The organism is Streptococcus sp. 151470009-6 (assembly GCF_053628175.1).
The window spans coordinates 82,006-99,095 of record NZ_JBSEZF010000003.1 but is presented as its reverse complement, the minus strand read 5'-3'; the positions used below and the strand labels follow the sequence as shown (position 1 = coordinate 99,095).

The window sequence follows — 17,090 nt, the reverse complement described above, 5'->3', positions numbered from 1 at the left end:
TTTCTATTCATCCTGGATAGTGATTCGATAGCGAACACCTTCTTGCTCAGCTGACTCTACACTGATTTGGTAGCGATCCCCAAAATAGAGGACAAAGCGTTCGTGTACATTCACTATTCCGATTGACTGTCGCTCGCCGCTGTAGCTTGCTTCGTGCTCAAAACTTCTCTGAGCTAATTTCTCTTGCAAGGCAGCTAATTTTTCAGCAGGCATGCCACGACCATTGTCTACCACTAGGATTTCAACAAATCCCTGACCCTTCAAGACCTTGATGCTGATGACATTGTCTGTTCGGCGGTGGTCAATACCGTGGGCAAAGTAGTTTTCGACCAATGGTTGGAGCGTGAACTTGGGAATCTTCATATTTTCTAATTCTGGCGCGATCTTAAAGCCATAAGCTACTGACTTTGGATAGCGAACCATACAGAGATAACTGTATTTACGACAAAATTCTAGTTCTTGTTGCAAGGTCGTTTCACGCTCATCGGAGATATTGTTACGCAACAAGCTACTAAATTCATAGATAATATCCGCCAGCTCATCTTGGCTTTCCATCACCGCATACATGCGAAGAAATTCCAATGTATTATACATAAAATGCGGATTAATCTGAGCTTGCAAGGCTCGCATATTAGCATCTTTTTGGCTAAGTTCCAACTGATAAATATCGTGGATATTTTTTTCCAGTCGGTCCAACATATCATTGGTTGTTTCTGAGATAAGGAGCAATTCCTGATCTTTCTCAGAGGTATCGATGCGAAGTCCCTCTTCTCCTTGGGCAATAACCTGAATAGACTCGACCAAATCCACTACCTGCTTTTGATATTTTGAAAAGGTCTGTCTCAGAGTGATATACAAAATGATGATAAAGAGAATACTTAGTCCAATAATGACAGCCGAACTAGTCAACGTTCCCTTAAGAACAAAATCCTTAGGAACAGCCACACGAACTTGATAGCCATGAGAGGTGACTCCTACAAGCCAGTCCTCCCGCTCAGCTGACACCTTCTCCCCAAGCTGAAACATCTCCGTATCAAAAGGCGAAGTCACCGTCACGGCCATTGGTGTGTTACCTCGGGTATTGTCAATAGCTCCACGTAAGACATCTGGGGATAAAGAGATGTAGATCACTCCTAAATCCTGGTCAGAAACGGGATCGGATACAGGAATGGCAAAACTATTAGGAGCTGGTTTGAAATTTTCTGCTGGAATTTTCTCTCCACTTCGTTTCCCTCTAGTTGAAACAAAAACTTCTTTGTAATCTTGGAGGACAATTGCCACCCCTGTCACAAAATCATTACGAACATAGAGATCGTCGATATTTTCATACAAGGATACCGAGATATAAGGAGAAGCCTTGCGCTCTAATTGCCAATAAAAATAGTCTGGTGTACTGAGACTAAAGTACTTGTAAATCCCTTCGATGCGAGCCTGATTTTCAACCAAAGTCTGGGCAAGCCGAGTCGACTCTCTATGGTAATATTCAATCTCACTTACTGTCCGAGTCGTCACGCGTTGAGCTACTCGCTGAGCTTCTTTCTCACGCGAATCCCAGTCGGCATAGGAAATCATCACCGCAAAACTAGCAATGATGATGATCATAACGAGGCTATAAATCCGTAAAAGAGAGTGAAGCCAAAATTGCTTCATTCTATTTTGTCGCCAATTTTTCATGGATACTTTCATAAATAGGTTCCAACATATCACTGATAAAGAAATGCCACACACCAATTCCTACAAAAAAGAGGAGAGCAGGCATATAGTAACCAACTCCTACAAGCAAGCCTGTGCCAATCAGAACCTTGGCGATTGCTGGCAAGCTCATGAAAATCCCAATAAGGGACAATTTCACGGTATTTCGGTAGGATAAATCAAAATATACCTGAAGTTTCAAGGAAACAGTATAGGCTAGAAAGACAAGGGCCACTACAAGAACATTAAGAAAGGTTGCCAAGAGATGAAAAATAGTTTGATGGGGCAATTGAACCAAAAGATACAGACCATAAACTAATACTAGATCTACAAATACAAAACTATAGAAAGCGAGGTTGCTCTTGACAAAGTTACTCTTATAGAGTTCCCAAGCTTCTTTCAAACTATAAGCTCGATAAGTATAACCGTGCTCAGCATATAAACTCATAAGGGTTGCACTAGCTGGTGCCAAACCAAAGACCACACCTCCTGCTAGTGTGAATAACCAGAAAAAAGCCGTCACAATCATTCCTAAAAAGAAACGATTAAAGACGAATTCTAGAAATTTTCCCATGATATCCTCCTTCAAACAACTGTGTAACTATTATATCATATTTCAAACGTTTTCAAAAATATAGAGTGTCCATTTACAATCATCTAAAAGCATGATACAATTGATTTTGTTAGTTTATATCAAGGAGAAACTCATGAAGAAAAATATCTTAACCACCCTCTTAGCTGTCGTCCTCTATTTCCTCTGTCTAGGGATTGGAGTAGTACTTGGACACCTGGTTGACTCAACGGGCAATATGTTCTATGCTCCTGCTTTTTCAACCCTTGTTGGGGGGAGTGTTTACATGTTTCTTCTGGTAAAAGTTCCTCGTTTTGGTGCCATTTCCACTCTAGGGCTCTTTATGGCTCTCTTCTTCCTAGCTAGTAAACACGGCGCTGGAGCCTTTCTACCAGCTATCGCCTGCGGTCTTGCAGCAGATGCCACCGCTCGCCTCGGTCACTATCAGGATAAGATTAAAAATCTTTTCTCCTTCCTAGTCTTTGCTTTTAGCACAAGTGGTCCTATCCTCCTCATGTGGATCAATCCAGCATCCTACGAGGCAGCTCTCCTCGCTCGTGGAAAATCTCAGGAATACATTGACCGTATCATGGTCGCTCCAGAGCTAGACAAAATTTTTCTCTTTGTCGCAAGCATTCTCCTTTGTGCCTTGATTGGTGCTTTGCTTGGGCAAGTCATTAGTAAAAAGTTTACACACAAAATCTAATCACTAAAAAAGAGCCCTTCGGCTCTTTTTATTTATGACTTAATTTCCTGGTCAAGAAATCTCCCAAGAACTGGATTGTAAAGATAATCAAGATGATAATAATGGTCGCCAAGATGGTCACATCGTGATTGTAACGGTTGAATCCATAGGCAATGGCCACATTACCGATACCACCAGCACCAACTGCTCCCGCCATAGCGGTTTCACCAACAAGGGAAATCAAGGTCACAGTCGTCACACGAATCAAATCTGGAAGACCTTCGGATAGGTATACCCCAACGATATCCCAGAAAGTCGCTCCACTAGCTTGAGCCGCTTCAATGACACCGCCATCCAGCTCAGCCAAGACGACCTGCACCTGACGGGCAAAGAAGGCAAATACCGCAAAAGAAAGTGGAACAAGGGCTGCATTTGGCCCGATACTAGTCTTCACAATCAAGTGAGAAAGAGGTGACAAGATAGCCAAAAGGATGATGAAGGGAACCGCACGGAAAATAGAGGTAATCTTGTCTAAAATCCAGAAAACGACCTTGTTCTCCAAGACACCGCCTGGCGCTGTCAAGACAAGGAAAAGACCTGCAACGAGCCCCAAGAACCCTCCGATAATGAAGGAAAGAACTGTCATATAAAGAGTTAGGTAAATGGCTGTTCCCCAGCCTGCCTGACCTGACCAGCCCATCTTATAGACATTTGGTAAGTAAGTTTGAATCAAGTCTGTCATTTTACTGTCCTCCCTTCAATACTTTTAACTGCACACCAGCCTGACGGATGGCTTCTTGAGCACCTGCTAGCGCTGCTTTTTCACCTGACAAGACCACCACCAATTCTCCAACAGGAGTGCCATCGAGAATTTCGATATTTCCATAAAGGATATTAGCCGTTACTTGGTAATGCTTGTACAATTCATTCAAAAGTGGTTCGTCTGTCGAAGCCCCTGCATACTTGAGTTGCACCAAAAGGCTATTCGCAGACAAATGCTCCACAATTTCTTGCTTCTCAATCTTGACCATGGCTTCGTCAATACCTGTGGCAGTTGAGATGAAGTCTTGGGTCAAAGGTTGTTTAGGGTCTGAGAAGATTTCAAGGACACTGCCTTCTTCAATCAAACGGCCATCCTGCATGACTGCCACACGATTAGCAATGTCTTTGACAATTTGCATTTCGTGTGTAATCAGGACAACGGTCAAGCCTAATTTTTGGTTCAAATCTTGCAACAAGGCTAGAATTTGCTTGGTTGTCTTAGGATCAAGGGCAGAGGTTGACTCATCTGAAATCAAAATTTTCGGATCGTTGGCCAAGGCACGCGCAATGGCCACACGCTGTTTTTGTCCTCCAGATAGTTGTGAAGGGTAGTTTTCAGCACGATCTGCCAAACCAACCAAGTCTAACAACTTAGCAACTTTTGCTTTCTTTTCTTCCTTGCTGAGTCCAGAGTGTTTAAGGGCAAAGGCTACATTTTCCTCTGCTGTTTTTTGACTCATGAGGTTGAAATGCTGGAAAATCATCCCGATATCTTGACGTTTGCGACGCAACTGCTCTGCCGTCAAGGTCACCTTGCCGTCAAAAATCACATCGTCGTCAATGGTAATTTTGCCTGCAGATGGTTTTTGCAGGAGGTTAATCACCCGGACTAGAGTGGATTTTCCTGCTCCAGAATATCCTACGATACCGTAGATATCCCCTTCTTGGATGTGAATGGTCACATCCTTGACCGCTGTGATGGTTCTCTTCTTTTGGTGAAAGGTCACATCGATCTGATCTAACTTGATAATATCTCTACTCATAGCTTCTAATCAGCTCCTCTACTAATTCAATATGGGTGTAGTAATCGGCGATCCGCACGTTTTCATCTCCACCGTGGTCTCGGCTATTGGCATTCCCTAAACCGAAGGCTACCATAGGTACCTCTAGGGCGTCAAAGACCGTATGCATAGGTCCTGTCCCCGCTGTAGTCGGCAAGACCGATACGCCCTGAGGGTAGAATTTCTTGGCCAACTCGATGACATTGAGAATGGCTGGCGCACTCATATCGCTTCGATAACTCATCTCTCCCAAGGTATAATACAATTCTACCTTATCAAAACCATTTTTGTCTAGCTGTTTCCGAATTTTTTCCAGAACATCATGCGGTTCTAAGCCAGGAACCAGACGAACCTCTAGCTTGGCACTAGCTTCTGCTGGCAAAATAGTCTTAACACCCTGACCTTGGTAACCAGATTGGATTCCCTCTATATTGAGTGCAGGTTCAAAAAAGAATCGTTTGAGAAAGGCAGCGCGCTCCTCTTGTAAGAGAGGCAATTCCAAGCCGTAAATGCGGCTGATTTCCCCGGGGTTGCCTTGTGCATAGGTGTCCACCAAGGCTAACTCTCGTTCATTCGGCTCTTGGACATCCTCGTACAAGCCTTCTACTAAGATACGACCATCTGCAGCGCGTAGGCTACTTAAGGCCTGGATAAGATACCATGGTGCTGACTCCACGACACCTCCATAACTCGAGTGGATATCCACATCCGCACTTTTCACCTTGGCATCAAAGGTCACGATTCCCTTGTTTCCACCAGAAATTTCTAACTGCTCCAAGGCATTTTTGGTTCCTTGCTCCCAAACTAGCAAATCTGCTCCTCGGAGTTTGTCTGCGTGTTTCTCTAAATACTTATCTAAATCCATAGAAGCAGACTCCTCTGCCCCTTCCATGATAAAGCTGATATTGACTGGCAGGTCATCGTGGTGCTGCATATACTTTCTCAGAGCACTCAAACGAGCCGTGATGTGCCCCTTGTCGTCGTCAACCCCACGCCCATACATAAAGCCATTTCGCACAGAAAGTGTAAAGGGATCCTCTGTCCAAATCTGATCTCCGTCCGCTGGTACGGTGTCATAGTGATTATAGAAAATCAAGGTCTTAGCATCTGGACGCGAACTCTTGAAATGCGCCATGACAAAAGGCGCCGTGTAGCTCTCATCTATCTCGACTTCAGCTCCCACACGCTTGAAAATCTCACCCAAATAGTTGGCGACTTCCTTGAGCCCGACCTGCTGGGCAAAGACTGATTTCTTAGAAATCAAGGTACGCAAAACTTCAAAATAATGCTGGGCTACATGATCCTTTTCAAATTTTTCAATCTGCTTTTGTTCACTAGGAAAAACCATTTTTTCTCTCCCTTTCTAAGGACTTGTGTCTATGGACGGACTACAAGATTATCTTCTTCAAAACCAACAGTCTAGACAAAAGCAAGAGGTGGAAACTCTCCCACCTCCCTATGTCTTATTACCAAACTGGTTGGTCCAAACCGTCTGATGTTTCTTCGATGACTTTTTTCACTTCATCAGTGTGGTAAGCCGCGATAATTTTCTTGATGGCATCAGCTTTAGGTGATGATTCCCAATCTTTTTTCGCAACGATGATGTTGTACCATTGTTTTGAGTTTTCATCAGCTTGCTCTTTGAAGAGTGCTTTCTTGTAGTCCAATTTTGCTTCTGTAACGAAGGTATTGTTTACAACGGCAGCGTCAACTGATGACAATGAACGAGCTGTCTGGCTAGCGTCCAATTCTGTAATCTTCAAGTTCTTTGGATTTTCTTTGATGTTCGCAACTGTTGCTAGAGCCGTTCCAGAAACATCCAATTTGATCAAACCAGCTGATTGAAGCAAGTAAAGCGCACGGCTTTCGTTTGTTGCATCGTTTGGTACAGCAATTTCACCGTTATCTGGGATTTCTTCCACTTTGGTGTACTTGTTTTCTTCCCCATTTTTACCTGAGTAAAGGCGGATTGGAGAGATATAAGTATCTGCAATCGCTACAAGGTCTTTCCCGTTTTCTTTGTTCCAGTTGTTCAAGAAGTTGTAGTGTTGGAAAGCGTTCAAGTCTACTTCGCCATCAGCAGTTGCCTTGTTTGGTTGAGAGTAGTCAGTAAACTCTGTGAATTCCAATTTAATGCCATCTTTTTTAACCAATTCTTGGATTTTATCCCAACGTGCTTCTTCAGAACCGCTACGGTTAACTGTTGCAATTTTGACAACTGTTTCGTTATCTGCTTTCTTTTCTGCATTTCCGCAAGCTGCAAGAGCCAAACCTGCGACTGTAGCAAGAGCTGCTACACCGAGCCATTTTTTAATTTTCATGATTCTTTCTCCTTAAAAATAATACTGTAACAGTATCTCATAAATTGTTTGATTTAACAAATTGTTAATAGATAGGCAGACATATAGTTTAAAACTATATACCTCCAGAATGGAAAACCATCCATCTACCAGAGAATGGATGATTTACAAATTTATTTGATATCAGCTTCTGCTGGGAGATAAGTGTCTCCGAAGAACTGTTTAGACAATTTTTCAAGAGTTCCGTCTTTGTAGAGTTCTTGGATACGTTTGTCTACAAATGATTTCAACTCATCTTGACCTTTAGCAAGAAGTGGGTAAACGTAAGGTTGTTGGTCGCTTGGAAGTTCGATGACTTTCAAGTTGTCCAAACCTTGGTTTTTGATAACTGTCTCAACACCGATTTTATCAAAAATCTTGTAGTCAAATTGTCCATCACTCAAACGAGACATGATTTGTTGGAAATCTGCCTTAGTGTAGTTAAGAACCGTTGGATTGTCTGCGTGTTGTTTGTTATATTCTTCCAATTGTTTTGCTGAGGTTGTTCCTTGAACAACTTCAGTAGATTTTCCACCGATGTCATCGAGAGATTTGATGCTATCGTCGTCTTTCTTCACAACGAGAACGTTAGGGTTTTTAGCAGTTGGTGCTGCGTAAAGGTATTTTTCTGCACGTTCTTTGGTATAGCTGAGGTTGTTAACAGCCATTTGATAACGATCACTATCAAGTCCTGGGAAAATCCCTGACCATTCTGTCTTTTCAAACTTGACTTCATACTTGTCAGAGTCTTTAAAGATCGCACGGATAAGTTCAATCTCGTAACCAGTCAATTCACCATTTTCTTCATAGATAAATGGTTTTGGTGAACCGTTAGTTGCTACGACGATTTCTTTTTTACCAGATGTTGCTTCACCTGATGCTGCATCTTTCTTATCTCCACCTGAGCACGCTGCTAGTACACCTGCAGCAACAAGCCCTAGGGCAGCAAGAGATGAATATTTGACGATTTTTTTCATGTCATTTCCTCCAAAATAGAATACCTTACTATCTTATCAGAAAATAATTTTTTTCGCTATTATATGATATCTATCTCGGTGATAGGTTTTTTTTATGGCTGACTAAAAGACCAGACGCAAGACTGCAATCAAGACCACTCCAAAAAGAACTGTGCCCACTAGATTGCGGTAGCGAAAGGCTACCCAAGCCGTTGGAAAGACTGCCATGAAGTCCAGCCACTTGATCTGAGGAAGGCTCCCAACCTTACCTGACACCACACTTGAAAGGATCAAGGCAAAGATGATGGAAACAGGCAAAAATTTCAAAAAACGCTCAACGATAGCTGGCAAACCCTTGTACTTAACCAAGATGAAGGGAATCATACGAGGTATCCAAGTCACTAGGCCTGAAAAGATAACGGCTAACAAAAGATATTTACTGACCATCTAAGACCACCCCCATTGTACATCCAAGTAGCGTCGCAAATAGAACAGCTAGAGACTGAGACACCACTGTCAAGAGCAAAAAGAAAGACACCGTAACAACTGCTAGGATTTTCAGCAGATTGCGGACAGGAATCCGTCTTTGCATAATCTGGAACTGCGAAGCAAAAATCCCGATAAACATTCCCACAAGGGCAAAATCAAGGCCAAAGATTTCTGGATTTGGCAGTAAACCACCTAGAGCTGTCCCAACAACTGTCCCAACAAACCAAGCTACATAACTGTTGAGATTATTCCCATGCATCCACATGGGATGGACTTTATCTGTATGGGCTAATTCTCCCATCAAAACCCCGTAGGTCTCATCTGTCAAGAGACTAGACATACCGATATTTTGCCAGAGACTGGTATGACGGAAATAGGTCGACGCATGCAAGCTCAGCAAAAAGAGTCGTAAATTGATTAAAAAGACTGTCATGGCAATGGCTGCTACAGGTGCTTGGACCGCAATCAATGCCAACATGGCAAACTGGGCGCTCCCAGCATAAACAAAGAGGCTCATCAGGCCCATCTCAACAGGTGTCACATAGGGCGCACCGATAATCCCACAAGCTAGACCGATACTAACATAGCCAAGGGCAGTCGGCATGGCAGCCTGAACACCTTCCCAAAATCCTTTTTCTTTCATCTTTTTCCTCTTATTTTCTTCGTTTGAGGCTGTTCAAGGTCACAGCCACAGCAAGAAATATTATAACACATTCATAAAAGAGAAAAAAGTTTAGAGTTTGGAACTTGGAGCTAGTAAACATTGTAAAAAAATTTTACCTGCTTATGGATACATGAGAAATTGATCCACTCGAATAGTATACTTATCGGTTTCTGTGTCTGTAGCATATTTATTTTCTGTTGGATAGACATCCACCCAGAGTTCCCACTGTTGTCCTTTCAATTTGACCTTGTAGCGATAACCGTCATCGTATAGTCCTACCGGATCAGTGGTCATGGACTGGTTATCTGGGAGTTCTTCCAGTTCTTTTTTTACAGTCTGGGATAGATTGTTAAGCACTACTTTCTGCTCCACCTTTGAAGTTACAGGAATATGAACTGTCGCTTCTTCCAAGCGATGCGATTTTGAAAATGTGAATCTTACTCGACCTTTATGGTCCTTCAAAGAAATATTTTCGTAATCATAGAAAAGGCGACCTGTTTTATAGAAATACAGATCTTCTGCACGCCAAGTATCGCGATAGGCCATTTCCTCTTCTTCCACCACTTGGCTAGCCTCTCCAAATACTTTTTCAAAAGATTTAACAGGCATACCGAAAGAAAGGGATTCAAACAAGACCAGTTGCGTCTTTTTTATATTATGGCAAGCTGATAAAAGCATGAGTAAAGCTCCAAGAGCAAGCAGACTACTGATTATTTTTGTAATTCTCATATATCTACAATACAAAAAAAGTCTCAGACTGACAAACTTTGGATTTTCCGATTACATTTTGAGACTTATTCTCTAAATTTGGAGGAAACAAAGGACTACTCAAAAATTAGTAACAGACAGTCAAAATAAAAAAGACTGAAAAAACAGTCTTATTTATAATACTTAGCTAGTCAGTTCTTTTGTTTTTATGATTGGCAGAAACTCTAAAACAACAAGGGTAGAATTTGACCAATGGCATTATTGACTATATGCAGTCCAATAGGCCAATAAATGGACTTGGTTACTCTAAACAAGACTGCAAGTATGAGGCCACCACCCATATATACGAAAAAGTCTGTCAAGACCCAACCGTGATTACTAATGTGCAAGATTCCAAACAAAGCAGCAGAACCAAGCACATCCAGACCCCATTTCTTTCCTTTTTCCAGAGCGGTCATCACCAACCCACGATAAATCATCTCTTCAAAAATGGGACCTGCAATCACAGGATAGAAAAAATACATCAAAAATGCCGTTGCACCTGTAAAAGTAGGAACATCCAGTTGATAAGCAATTTCATTTTTGGTAGGTGGGAAAATAACAAATGTGACAAAATTCCAAATAACAAAAGCAAGAAGAGCTAAAAAGGAATAAAAAAGATAAGACCCTTTAAATTTTCTACTGTTGATTTTCTGCCATTTACCTGACCAAACCATAACAATAATAGCAAGCAGAACCACAAGAAAATTCAACATCATATCCGACAAATAATAGGCAAAGTCAGATAGACCAGCAGCAAGGTCGCTGTGTAAGAGCAGACGAATCAAGAACTGGTCAGTAATGACAAGTAGAATAGCTACAAACAAGTAGTAGCGTGAGATTATCTTTTTCATTTTATTTTCTCCTATACTATGAAATAAAGACAGTATAACACGAAAAATGCCCTATTTTAGAAAATCGCATATTTGACATTTTTTCTTATAGAAATTTCATTTTTGCGATTGTTTGTTAATCGATAAGGTCTTTATATTGCTGTAAGCGTAGTTCAAAAAGGGCTGTTAATTGTGGATTTTCTAATACTTGTAGAGATTGGATAAAGTCTTCAATCTCTTTTTGATTACTTCCCTTGGTTTGAAGGAAAATGCTCATCTTCTTTAAAAACTGCCACAATAATTTCTCAAAAACATCGTATGGACGGAGCATGCTCTCCAACTCGAACTCAAAGATTGGGATGTAAGAGAAAAGCTTACGCTCCATGAGCTCTGAGATAATATTTAACAGCCCTTGTTTCATATACAGTCTATTGTGTGCCAATTCTTTAAATTCCTTTGATTTTTCAAGTAAAGAGGTTGATAAAAAGATTAGGTCCTGATTACTCAAGAAAGGCATGGTATTACAGAATATATAGAGTTCAAACCAGGTCCAAGACTCGATAGCATAGAGATAAGTGGTCAAAAACTCACGATCCTCCTCTTCGAGTAGATAGCTTTTATCCAAGGAATGGATAGCATTTTTAATCACAATAGCATTCAAACGACGATAAGTCTGCGCCATCTGTTCCTGCTCGACCTTCTCTAATAGTTGCTCTAAACCTGCTATATCTTGATGGGCAAAGCGATCCACAACCCTTCTACCAAATCTCATATGGGGAGATTCTTGATAGTTATTAAGCTTGTGTCCAAATTCATCGAAGGTCACATTTATCCCTTGGATCGCTAGGATCAGCTTATCCGCAGACAGCATAGACTGTCCCAGTTCAAACTTGGATAGCTGGGATGCTGTCAGTCCATCACAAGCAACATCTGACTGCTTGAGTTTTCTCGCCAGACGCAATTCCTTGTAAAATTCTCCCAATTCCATTTTTTCAATCATGGCCAAACTCCCTTTACTATTCTATTTGTAAAAACTTTTCCTTTTTTAACATATTATAAAATATTTTAGCAAAAAAGCCAGATTCAAACTGACTCTTTATTCCATGGTATCAAAGGCAAGACTTGGTTTGGCATTGAGGTCCAAGTCTGCAAAGTTTTCTTTGTTCCACTCGCTGACGCTGGCATAGGCAATCATACCAGCATTGTCACCGCAGAGCCGCAGAGGTGGAATGATGACCTTGACATCTGTAATTTCGGCTGCTAGGCGTTCTCTGAGACCTTTATTGGCTGCCACGCCACCTGCCACTACCAGAGTTTTAACAGGATATTTCTCCAAAGCCTTCTTGGTTTTTGCCATGAGAATATCCATGACAGCTGCTTGGAAGGAAGCAGACAAATCCTTTGTAGACAAGCTTTCTCCCTTTTGCTCAGCATTGTGGTGAAGATTGATAAAGGCAGACTTCAAACCAGAGAATGAAAACTCCAGATTGTCTTCCTTGATCATAGCACGTGGGAAATCATAAACATCCTGACCTTGATGGGCCAGCTCGTCAATCTCGCGACCGGCTGGATAGGTCAAGCCCATGACACGGCCGACCTTATCATAGGCTTCCCCAACTGCATCATCTCGGGTCTCCCCAACAATCTTGTAATCGCCAGCCTCAGAAACATAGACCAACTCTGTGTGGCCACCGCTGACCAAGAGTGCCAACAAAGGAAACTCCAAAGGCTCCACACTCTGAGCTGCCATCAGGTGCCCAGCCATGTGATTAACAGGGATAAGCGGCAAGCCATGCGCCCAAGCAAAGGTCTTGGCAGCTGACAAACCAACTAGCAGAGCTCCAACCAAGCCCGGTCCATAGGTAACCGCCACAGCTGTTATGTCCTCTTCGGTAATCCCTGCTTCTGCTAGCGCCTCCTCGATACAGGCCGTAATAACCTCGACATGGTGACGACTGGCCACTTCTGGCACTACGCCACCAAAACGTTTGTGGCTCTCGATTTGACTAGCGATGACATTGGACAAGAGCTGGTCGTCGTTTTTTAAGACAGCGACACTGGTCTCATCACAAGATGTCTCAAATGCTAAAATATATCTATCCTTCATCTATTTCTCTCTTCATGATGATGGCATCCTCGACTGGGTCATGGTAGTAGGCCTTTCTCTCAGCGATGATCGCCATCTTTTCTTTCTTGTAAAATGCTTGCGCTCGGTGATTTGACTTTCTGACTTCGAGGAAAATCTCCTTATCTGTCGGCAATGTTGCAAACAAGGCTGTCGCGATTTTCTGCCCTTGATAGGCTCCTTTGACAGCGATTTGTAGGACTTCTGCTTCAAAGAGATTCTCCTGAACAGCTAGAAAGCCAATCACTTCTGCCCCGTCCAAAGCCAGAACATACCATGTCTGGTCTTGGGACAGGGCTGCTTGGATTTGTTCCAGCGTCCAAGGGCTAACTGAGTAAACATCCGCCATGACAGCGTAGATGGCTTGAGCTAGTTCAGGCTGTTTTTGGATTCGTTTGATTTCTATCATAAGCGTTTAATGTAAGACTCGCCAGACTCGGTGTGGTTCTTGAGCCAATTTTCCTCGGCTTCGACACGCTTGAGGTAATTTGGCACAAAGTCGTGCAAGGAGTCTGCTTCCTTGTCCCAGGCCCAAAGAGCTAGATTCGCTGCATTTGGCAAGGTTTCTTGGTAGCTGGCTTGTGGTAGTTGTTCTTGGATTTGTTCCACAAAGGCTCCAACTTCTCCGACAAAGGTTACCTGTTCAGCATCCTTGACCTGCTCTAGCACTTCCGCAAAGGACAGGTGTGCTTCAGGGAAGACAGGTTGAGCATTTTCATAAAAGCCAGCATAGACATTGTTGCGACGTGCATCCATAATAGGAACTACCAAGCCTTCTTTCTGGCTTGGTACCAGAGCCAAGAGGCTAGACATCCCCACTAACTCGATGTTCAGGGTATGAGCCAAGGTCTTGGCAGTTGCTACCGCGATTCTCAAACCTGTGTAGCTACCAGGTCCCTCTGCCACCACGATACGATCCAAGTCCTTGGGTGTCCAATCCAGACTGGCCATCAAAAAATCGATGGCAGGCATGAGGGTAATACTGTGATTTTTCTTGATATTGATCATAGTCTCGGCAAGAACCTGCTTATCCTCTAAAATAGCGAGAGAAAGAGCCTTGCTGGACGTATCAAAAGCTAATACTTTCATAACACATTCCTATCTTTTTGTCTGCTTACTATTATACTACAAAAGCTGACGCATGGGAATTTTCTTCTTTTTGAAACAAAAGGGCTTACCACTTAGACAAAAAGAAGTGTAAATAAGTCATATATGCCTTAACTCGATTTTCGACGTTAGAAATCATCGTCATAACAATAAAGATAGCACCTAAAAATAGAAAAATCCATCCCATCTATCAAGACGAGGTGGATTTTCTGTATATCTAGAGGAATAATTGACTTTAGGCATTTAAACCAAAGTAGAAAACGAGCCAGACAACATAGGTGACCAGGAGGAGAAAAATTGAATAGAGCGTCACAAAAGCAAGCTTCCAAAGGAATTTTGTTTTGCGGTGTTCCAGATGCACAAACAGGGCATTCCCCCCATAGACACAAGCTACAAAGACTATAAACATCAAGAGGCGAGCTCCTATCGCAAATTCAAACAAACTAAACATTCTTAATCCTCCTTTTGGTATTGCTATTTTTATATAAACTGTTGACAATGTTGGTCTATCAATGTTAAAATGTAATTCAACACTGGTAGGAAAATCAGGTTGAGCCTTTGGCTCTTCAGGCTGTGGTGCTGTCCTTGAGGGTTCGCCTTCTAAATAACCGGAATTGCGATTGATTAGTTCGCCCCCAATGTTATTAGTAGGCTCTTGACTTCGGTCAAGGGCTTTTCTTTACCTTTTAGTAAGCACTCCGTGCTATTTCTACATCGTTATACTGATAGATTGACTTCTTAGCCTCGTAGATGATAAAATAAGGTAAAGGTTGAGATCGAGTTTGATTTGGTGACAAGTCATTCAAAGGTTGCGATGCATTCGCTTCAGGTAGAGGTGCTGCCACCTGAACTGCTTCAGGAAAATCCCCGAGTTTTGTCTCAGCCTTTTGACTTGCCCTTAAGATTTCTCAAGGGCTTTTTCTTTTTTGCTCAAAGCAATTTTATTTCATCTTGTCATCCAAGTTTTACTCTTTTGTCAGTCTTTACTTTCTCATTTTCCGTCTTTTACTAATTTTTCATTTTGTGGTATAATTGAAATAATTGTAACGAATCAAGGTCAATCTAGACACAAAATGGAATGAAATCAAGCAAATCTCTACTAAAAGTTTGGAATAAGCTGACCTGTAAATAGAAAGGAACTATATGATTTACAAAGTTTTTTATCAAGAAACAAAAGAACGTAGCCCACGTCGTGAAACAACACGCTCACTTTACCTAGACATCGATGCTAGCTCAGAACTTGAGGGCCGTATCGCTGCTCGCCAACTTGTCGAAGAAAACCGCCCAGAGTACAACATCGAATTTATCGAACTCTTGTCTGACAAATTGCTAGATTACGAAAAAGAAACTGGCGCTTTCGAAATCACGGAGTTCTAATATGGCCTATACTCTTAAACCTGAAGAAGTCGGCGTTTTTGCCATCGGTGGTCTGGGAGAAATCGGGAAAAACACTTACGGAATTGAATACCAAGACGAAATTATCATCGTCGATGCTGGGATTAAATTCCCAGAAGATGACTTGCTGGGTATCGACTACGTTATCCCTGACTACTCTTACATCGTGGACAATATCGACCGCGTCAAGGCTGTTTTGATTACACACGGACATGAGGACCACATCGGTGGGATTCCTTTCCTGCTCAAGCAAGCAAATGTCCCTATCTACGCTGGGCCACTTGCCCTGGCTTTGATCCGTGGAAAACTCGAAGAACACGGCCTCTTGCGCAACGCCAAACTTTACGAAATCAACCACAACACTGAGTTGACCTTTAAAAACCTCAAGGCAACTTTCTTTAGAACCACTCACTCCATTCCAGAGCCTTTGGGGATTGTCATTCATACTCCTCAAGGGAAAATCGTCTGTACGGGTGACTTTAAGTTTGACTTTACTCCAGTTGGGGAACCTGCAGACTTGCACCGGATGGCTGCCCTTGGTGAAGAGGGTGTTCTCTGTCTCCTCTCTGACTCGACAAATGCAGAAGTGCCAACCTTTACCAACTCTGAAAAAGTCGTTGGCCAGTCCATCATGAAAATCATTCAAGGCATTGAAGGACGTATCATTTTTGCATCCTTTGCCTCAAATATCTTCCGTCTCCAGCAAGCAACAGATGCCGCTGTTAAGACTGGACGCAAGATTGCGGTCTTTGGTCGTTCGATGGAAAAGGCCATTGTCAACGGGATCGAGCTTGGCTACATCAAAGCTCCTAAGGGAACCTTTATCGAGCCAAATGAGATCAAAGACTACCCTGCAGGCGAGATTCTAATCCTGTGTACAGGTAGTCAGGGTGAGCCGATGGCAGCCCTCTCTCGTATCGCTAATGGAACTCACCGCCAGGTGCAACTCCAACCCGGCGATACTGTTATCTTCTCTTCTAGCCCAATCCCTGGAAATACGACTAGCGTCAACAAACTGATTAACATCATTTCAGAAGCTGGCGTCGAAGTCATTCACGGCAAAATCAATAATATCCACACCTCTGGACACGGTGGTCAACAAGAGCAAAAACTCATGCTCCGTTTGATCAAGCCTAAATACTTCATGCCTGTCCATGGCGAATACCGCATGCAAAAAGTCCACGCTGGACTAGCAGTGGATACTGGTGTTGAGAAGGACAATATCTTTATCATGAGCAATGGTGATGTGCTTGCCCTTACTGCTGACTCAGCTCGTATCGCAGGTCACTTCAATGCCCAAGACATTTATGTCGATGGAAATCGTATCGGTGAAATCGGTGCAGCCGTCCTCAAAGACCGTCGTGATCTATCCGAAGACGGTGTCGTTCTAGCAGTCGCAACTGTTGACTTCAAGTCTAAAATGATCTTGTCTGGTCCAGATATCCTCAGCCGAGGATTTGTCTACATGCGAGAGTCTGGCGACTTGATTCGCCAAAGCCAGCGTATCCTCTTCAATGCCATTCGTATCGCATTGAAAAACAAAGATGCTAGCGTGCAATCTGTCAATGGTGCTATTGTCAACGCCATTCGCCCCTTCCTCTATGAAAATACTGAACGTGAACCGATTATCATCCCGATGATCCTCACACCAGATGAAGAATAAT

At 42.6% G+C, this 17,090-nt stretch carries 20 protein-coding genes; 3 read left to right on the top strand and 17 right to left on the bottom strand.

All coding sequences use genetic code 11. The features are described 5' to 3' along the window. Positions 1–3 precede the first annotated feature (3 nt). Positions 4–1,674, bottom strand: coding sequence for a sensor histidine kinase (locus tag ACUW6H_RS05530; RefSeq protein ID WP_454362219.1), 1,671 nt, complete (start codon positions 1,672–1,674; stop codon positions 4–6). Next, complete coding sequence (locus ACUW6H_RS05525; RefSeq protein WP_049536854.1) at positions 1,652–2,266, bottom strand: YesL family protein; 615 nt, start codon at positions 2,264–2,266, stop codon at positions 1,652–1,654. Before ACUW6H_RS05525 ends, ACUW6H_RS05530 begins: the two co-directional genes overlap by 23 nt. Positions 2,267–2,399: 133 nt before the next feature. Here ACUW6H_RS05525 and ACUW6H_RS05520 point away from each other — a divergent pair, with 133 nt between their 5' ends. Beyond that, a complete protein-coding gene (locus ACUW6H_RS05520; RefSeq protein WP_096408532.1) occupies positions 2,400–2,969 on the top strand; it encodes an MptD family putative ECF transporter S component in 570 nt (189 codons plus the stop codon). Between the two features lie 28 nt (positions 2,970–2,997). Here the strand turns inward: ACUW6H_RS05520 and ACUW6H_RS05515 are convergent, their stop codons facing one another. From ACUW6H_RS05515 to ACUW6H_RS05445, 15 genes are all read right to left on the bottom strand, one after another. Further along, on the bottom strand, positions 2,998–3,690 hold the full coding sequence (locus ACUW6H_RS05515) for a methionine ABC transporter permease (protein ID WP_096408535.1): 693 nt from the start codon (positions 3,688–3,690) through the stop codon (positions 2,998–3,000). 1 nt (position 3,691) lies between these two features. Continuing rightward, entirely contained in the window at positions 3,692–4,753 is a 1,062-nt protein-coding gene (locus ACUW6H_RS05510; RefSeq protein ID WP_096408537.1) for a methionine ABC transporter ATP-binding protein, read from the bottom strand. Beyond that, positions 4,746–6,119: a M20 family metallopeptidase gene (locus ACUW6H_RS05505; RefSeq protein ID WP_096408540.1), complete on the bottom strand. Its 1,374-nt coding sequence runs from the start codon at positions 6,117–6,119 to the stop codon at positions 4,746–4,748. Before ACUW6H_RS05505 ends, ACUW6H_RS05510 begins: the two co-directional genes overlap by 8 nt. A 118-nt stretch (positions 6,120–6,237) precedes the next feature. Next, positions 6,238–7,092, bottom strand: a complete 855-nt coding sequence (locus ACUW6H_RS05500; RefSeq protein ID WP_061407494.1) for a MetQ/NlpA family ABC transporter substrate-binding protein — start codon at positions 7,090–7,092, stop codon at positions 6,238–6,240. 152 nt (positions 7,093–7,244) lie between these two features. After that, a complete protein-coding gene (locus tag ACUW6H_RS05495) occupies positions 7,245–8,087 on the bottom strand; it encodes an amino acid ABC transporter substrate-binding protein (RefSeq protein WP_096408542.1) in 843 nt (280 codons plus the stop codon). A gap of 102 nt (positions 8,088–8,189) precedes the next feature. After that, positions 8,190–8,513 carry an AzlD domain-containing protein gene (locus ACUW6H_RS05490; protein WP_454362211.1) on the bottom strand — a complete coding sequence of 108 codons (324 nt, stop codon included), beginning with the start codon at positions 8,511–8,513 and terminating at the stop codon, positions 8,190–8,192. Further along, positions 8,503–9,198, bottom strand: a complete 696-nt coding sequence (locus ACUW6H_RS05485) for an AzlC family ABC transporter permease (RefSeq protein ID WP_220106702.1) — start codon at positions 9,196–9,198, stop codon at positions 8,503–8,505. The genes ACUW6H_RS05490 and ACUW6H_RS05485 overlap by 11 nt, the downstream gene beginning before the upstream one ends. Positions 9,199–9,339: 141 nt before the next feature. Beyond that, positions 9,340–9,948, bottom strand: coding sequence for a hypothetical protein (locus ACUW6H_RS05480; RefSeq protein WP_454362208.1), 609 nt, complete (start codon positions 9,946–9,948; stop codon positions 9,340–9,342). Positions 9,949–10,151: 203 nt separating this feature from the next. After that, positions 10,152–10,820 carry a lysostaphin resistance A-like protein gene (locus ACUW6H_RS05475; protein ID WP_444817576.1) on the bottom strand — a complete coding sequence of 223 codons (669 nt, stop codon included), beginning with the start codon at positions 10,818–10,820 and terminating at the stop codon, positions 10,152–10,154. Between the two features lie 115 nt (positions 10,821–10,935). Next, on the bottom strand, positions 10,936–11,799 hold the full coding sequence (locus ACUW6H_RS05470) for an XRE/MutR family transcriptional regulator (RefSeq protein ID WP_454362205.1): 864 nt from the start codon (positions 11,797–11,799) through the stop codon (positions 10,936–10,938). A gap of 96 nt (positions 11,800–11,895) precedes the next feature. After that, positions 11,896–12,906: a tRNA (adenosine(37)-N6)-threonylcarbamoyltransferase complex transferase subunit TsaD gene (gene tsaD, locus ACUW6H_RS05465; RefSeq protein ID WP_454362203.1), complete on the bottom strand. Its 1,011-nt coding sequence runs from the start codon at positions 12,904–12,906 to the stop codon at positions 11,896–11,898. Further along, a complete protein-coding gene (gene rimI, locus ACUW6H_RS05460; protein ID WP_454362201.1) occupies positions 12,896–13,333 on the bottom strand; it encodes a ribosomal protein S18-alanine N-acetyltransferase in 438 nt (145 codons plus the stop codon). The genes tsaD and rimI overlap by 11 nt, the downstream gene beginning before the upstream one ends. Next, positions 13,330–14,013: a tRNA (adenosine(37)-N6)-threonylcarbamoyltransferase complex dimerization subunit type 1 TsaB gene (gene tsaB, locus ACUW6H_RS05455; protein ID WP_454362199.1), complete on the bottom strand. Its 684-nt coding sequence runs from the start codon at positions 14,011–14,013 to the stop codon at positions 13,330–13,332. Before tsaB ends, rimI begins: the two co-directional genes overlap by 4 nt. A gap of 253 nt (positions 14,014–14,266) precedes the next feature. After that, positions 14,267–14,482, bottom strand: a complete 216-nt coding sequence (locus ACUW6H_RS05450) for a hypothetical protein (protein ID WP_454362197.1) — start codon at positions 14,480–14,482, stop codon at positions 14,267–14,269. A 235-nt stretch (positions 14,483–14,717) separates the two neighbouring features. Further along, a complete protein-coding gene (locus ACUW6H_RS05445) occupies positions 14,718–14,876 on the bottom strand; it encodes a hypothetical protein (protein ID WP_454362195.1) in 159 nt (52 codons plus the stop codon). A gap of 298 nt (positions 14,877–15,174) precedes the next feature. On the opposite strand from ACUW6H_RS05445, the gene ACUW6H_RS05440 reads away from it, so the two are divergent. Together ACUW6H_RS05440 and rnjA are read left to right on the top strand one after the other, a co-directional pair. Beyond that, a complete protein-coding gene (locus tag ACUW6H_RS05440) occupies positions 15,175–15,408 on the top strand; it encodes a DNA-dependent RNA polymerase subunit epsilon (protein ID WP_000639585.1) in 234 nt (77 codons plus the stop codon). A 1-nt stretch (position 15,409) separates the two neighbouring features. Next, positions 15,410–17,089: a ribonuclease J1 gene (gene rnjA / locus ACUW6H_RS05435; protein WP_096408568.1), complete on the top strand. Its 1,680-nt coding sequence runs from the start codon at positions 15,410–15,412 to the stop codon at positions 17,087–17,089. Position 17,090 lies beyond the last annotated feature (1 nt).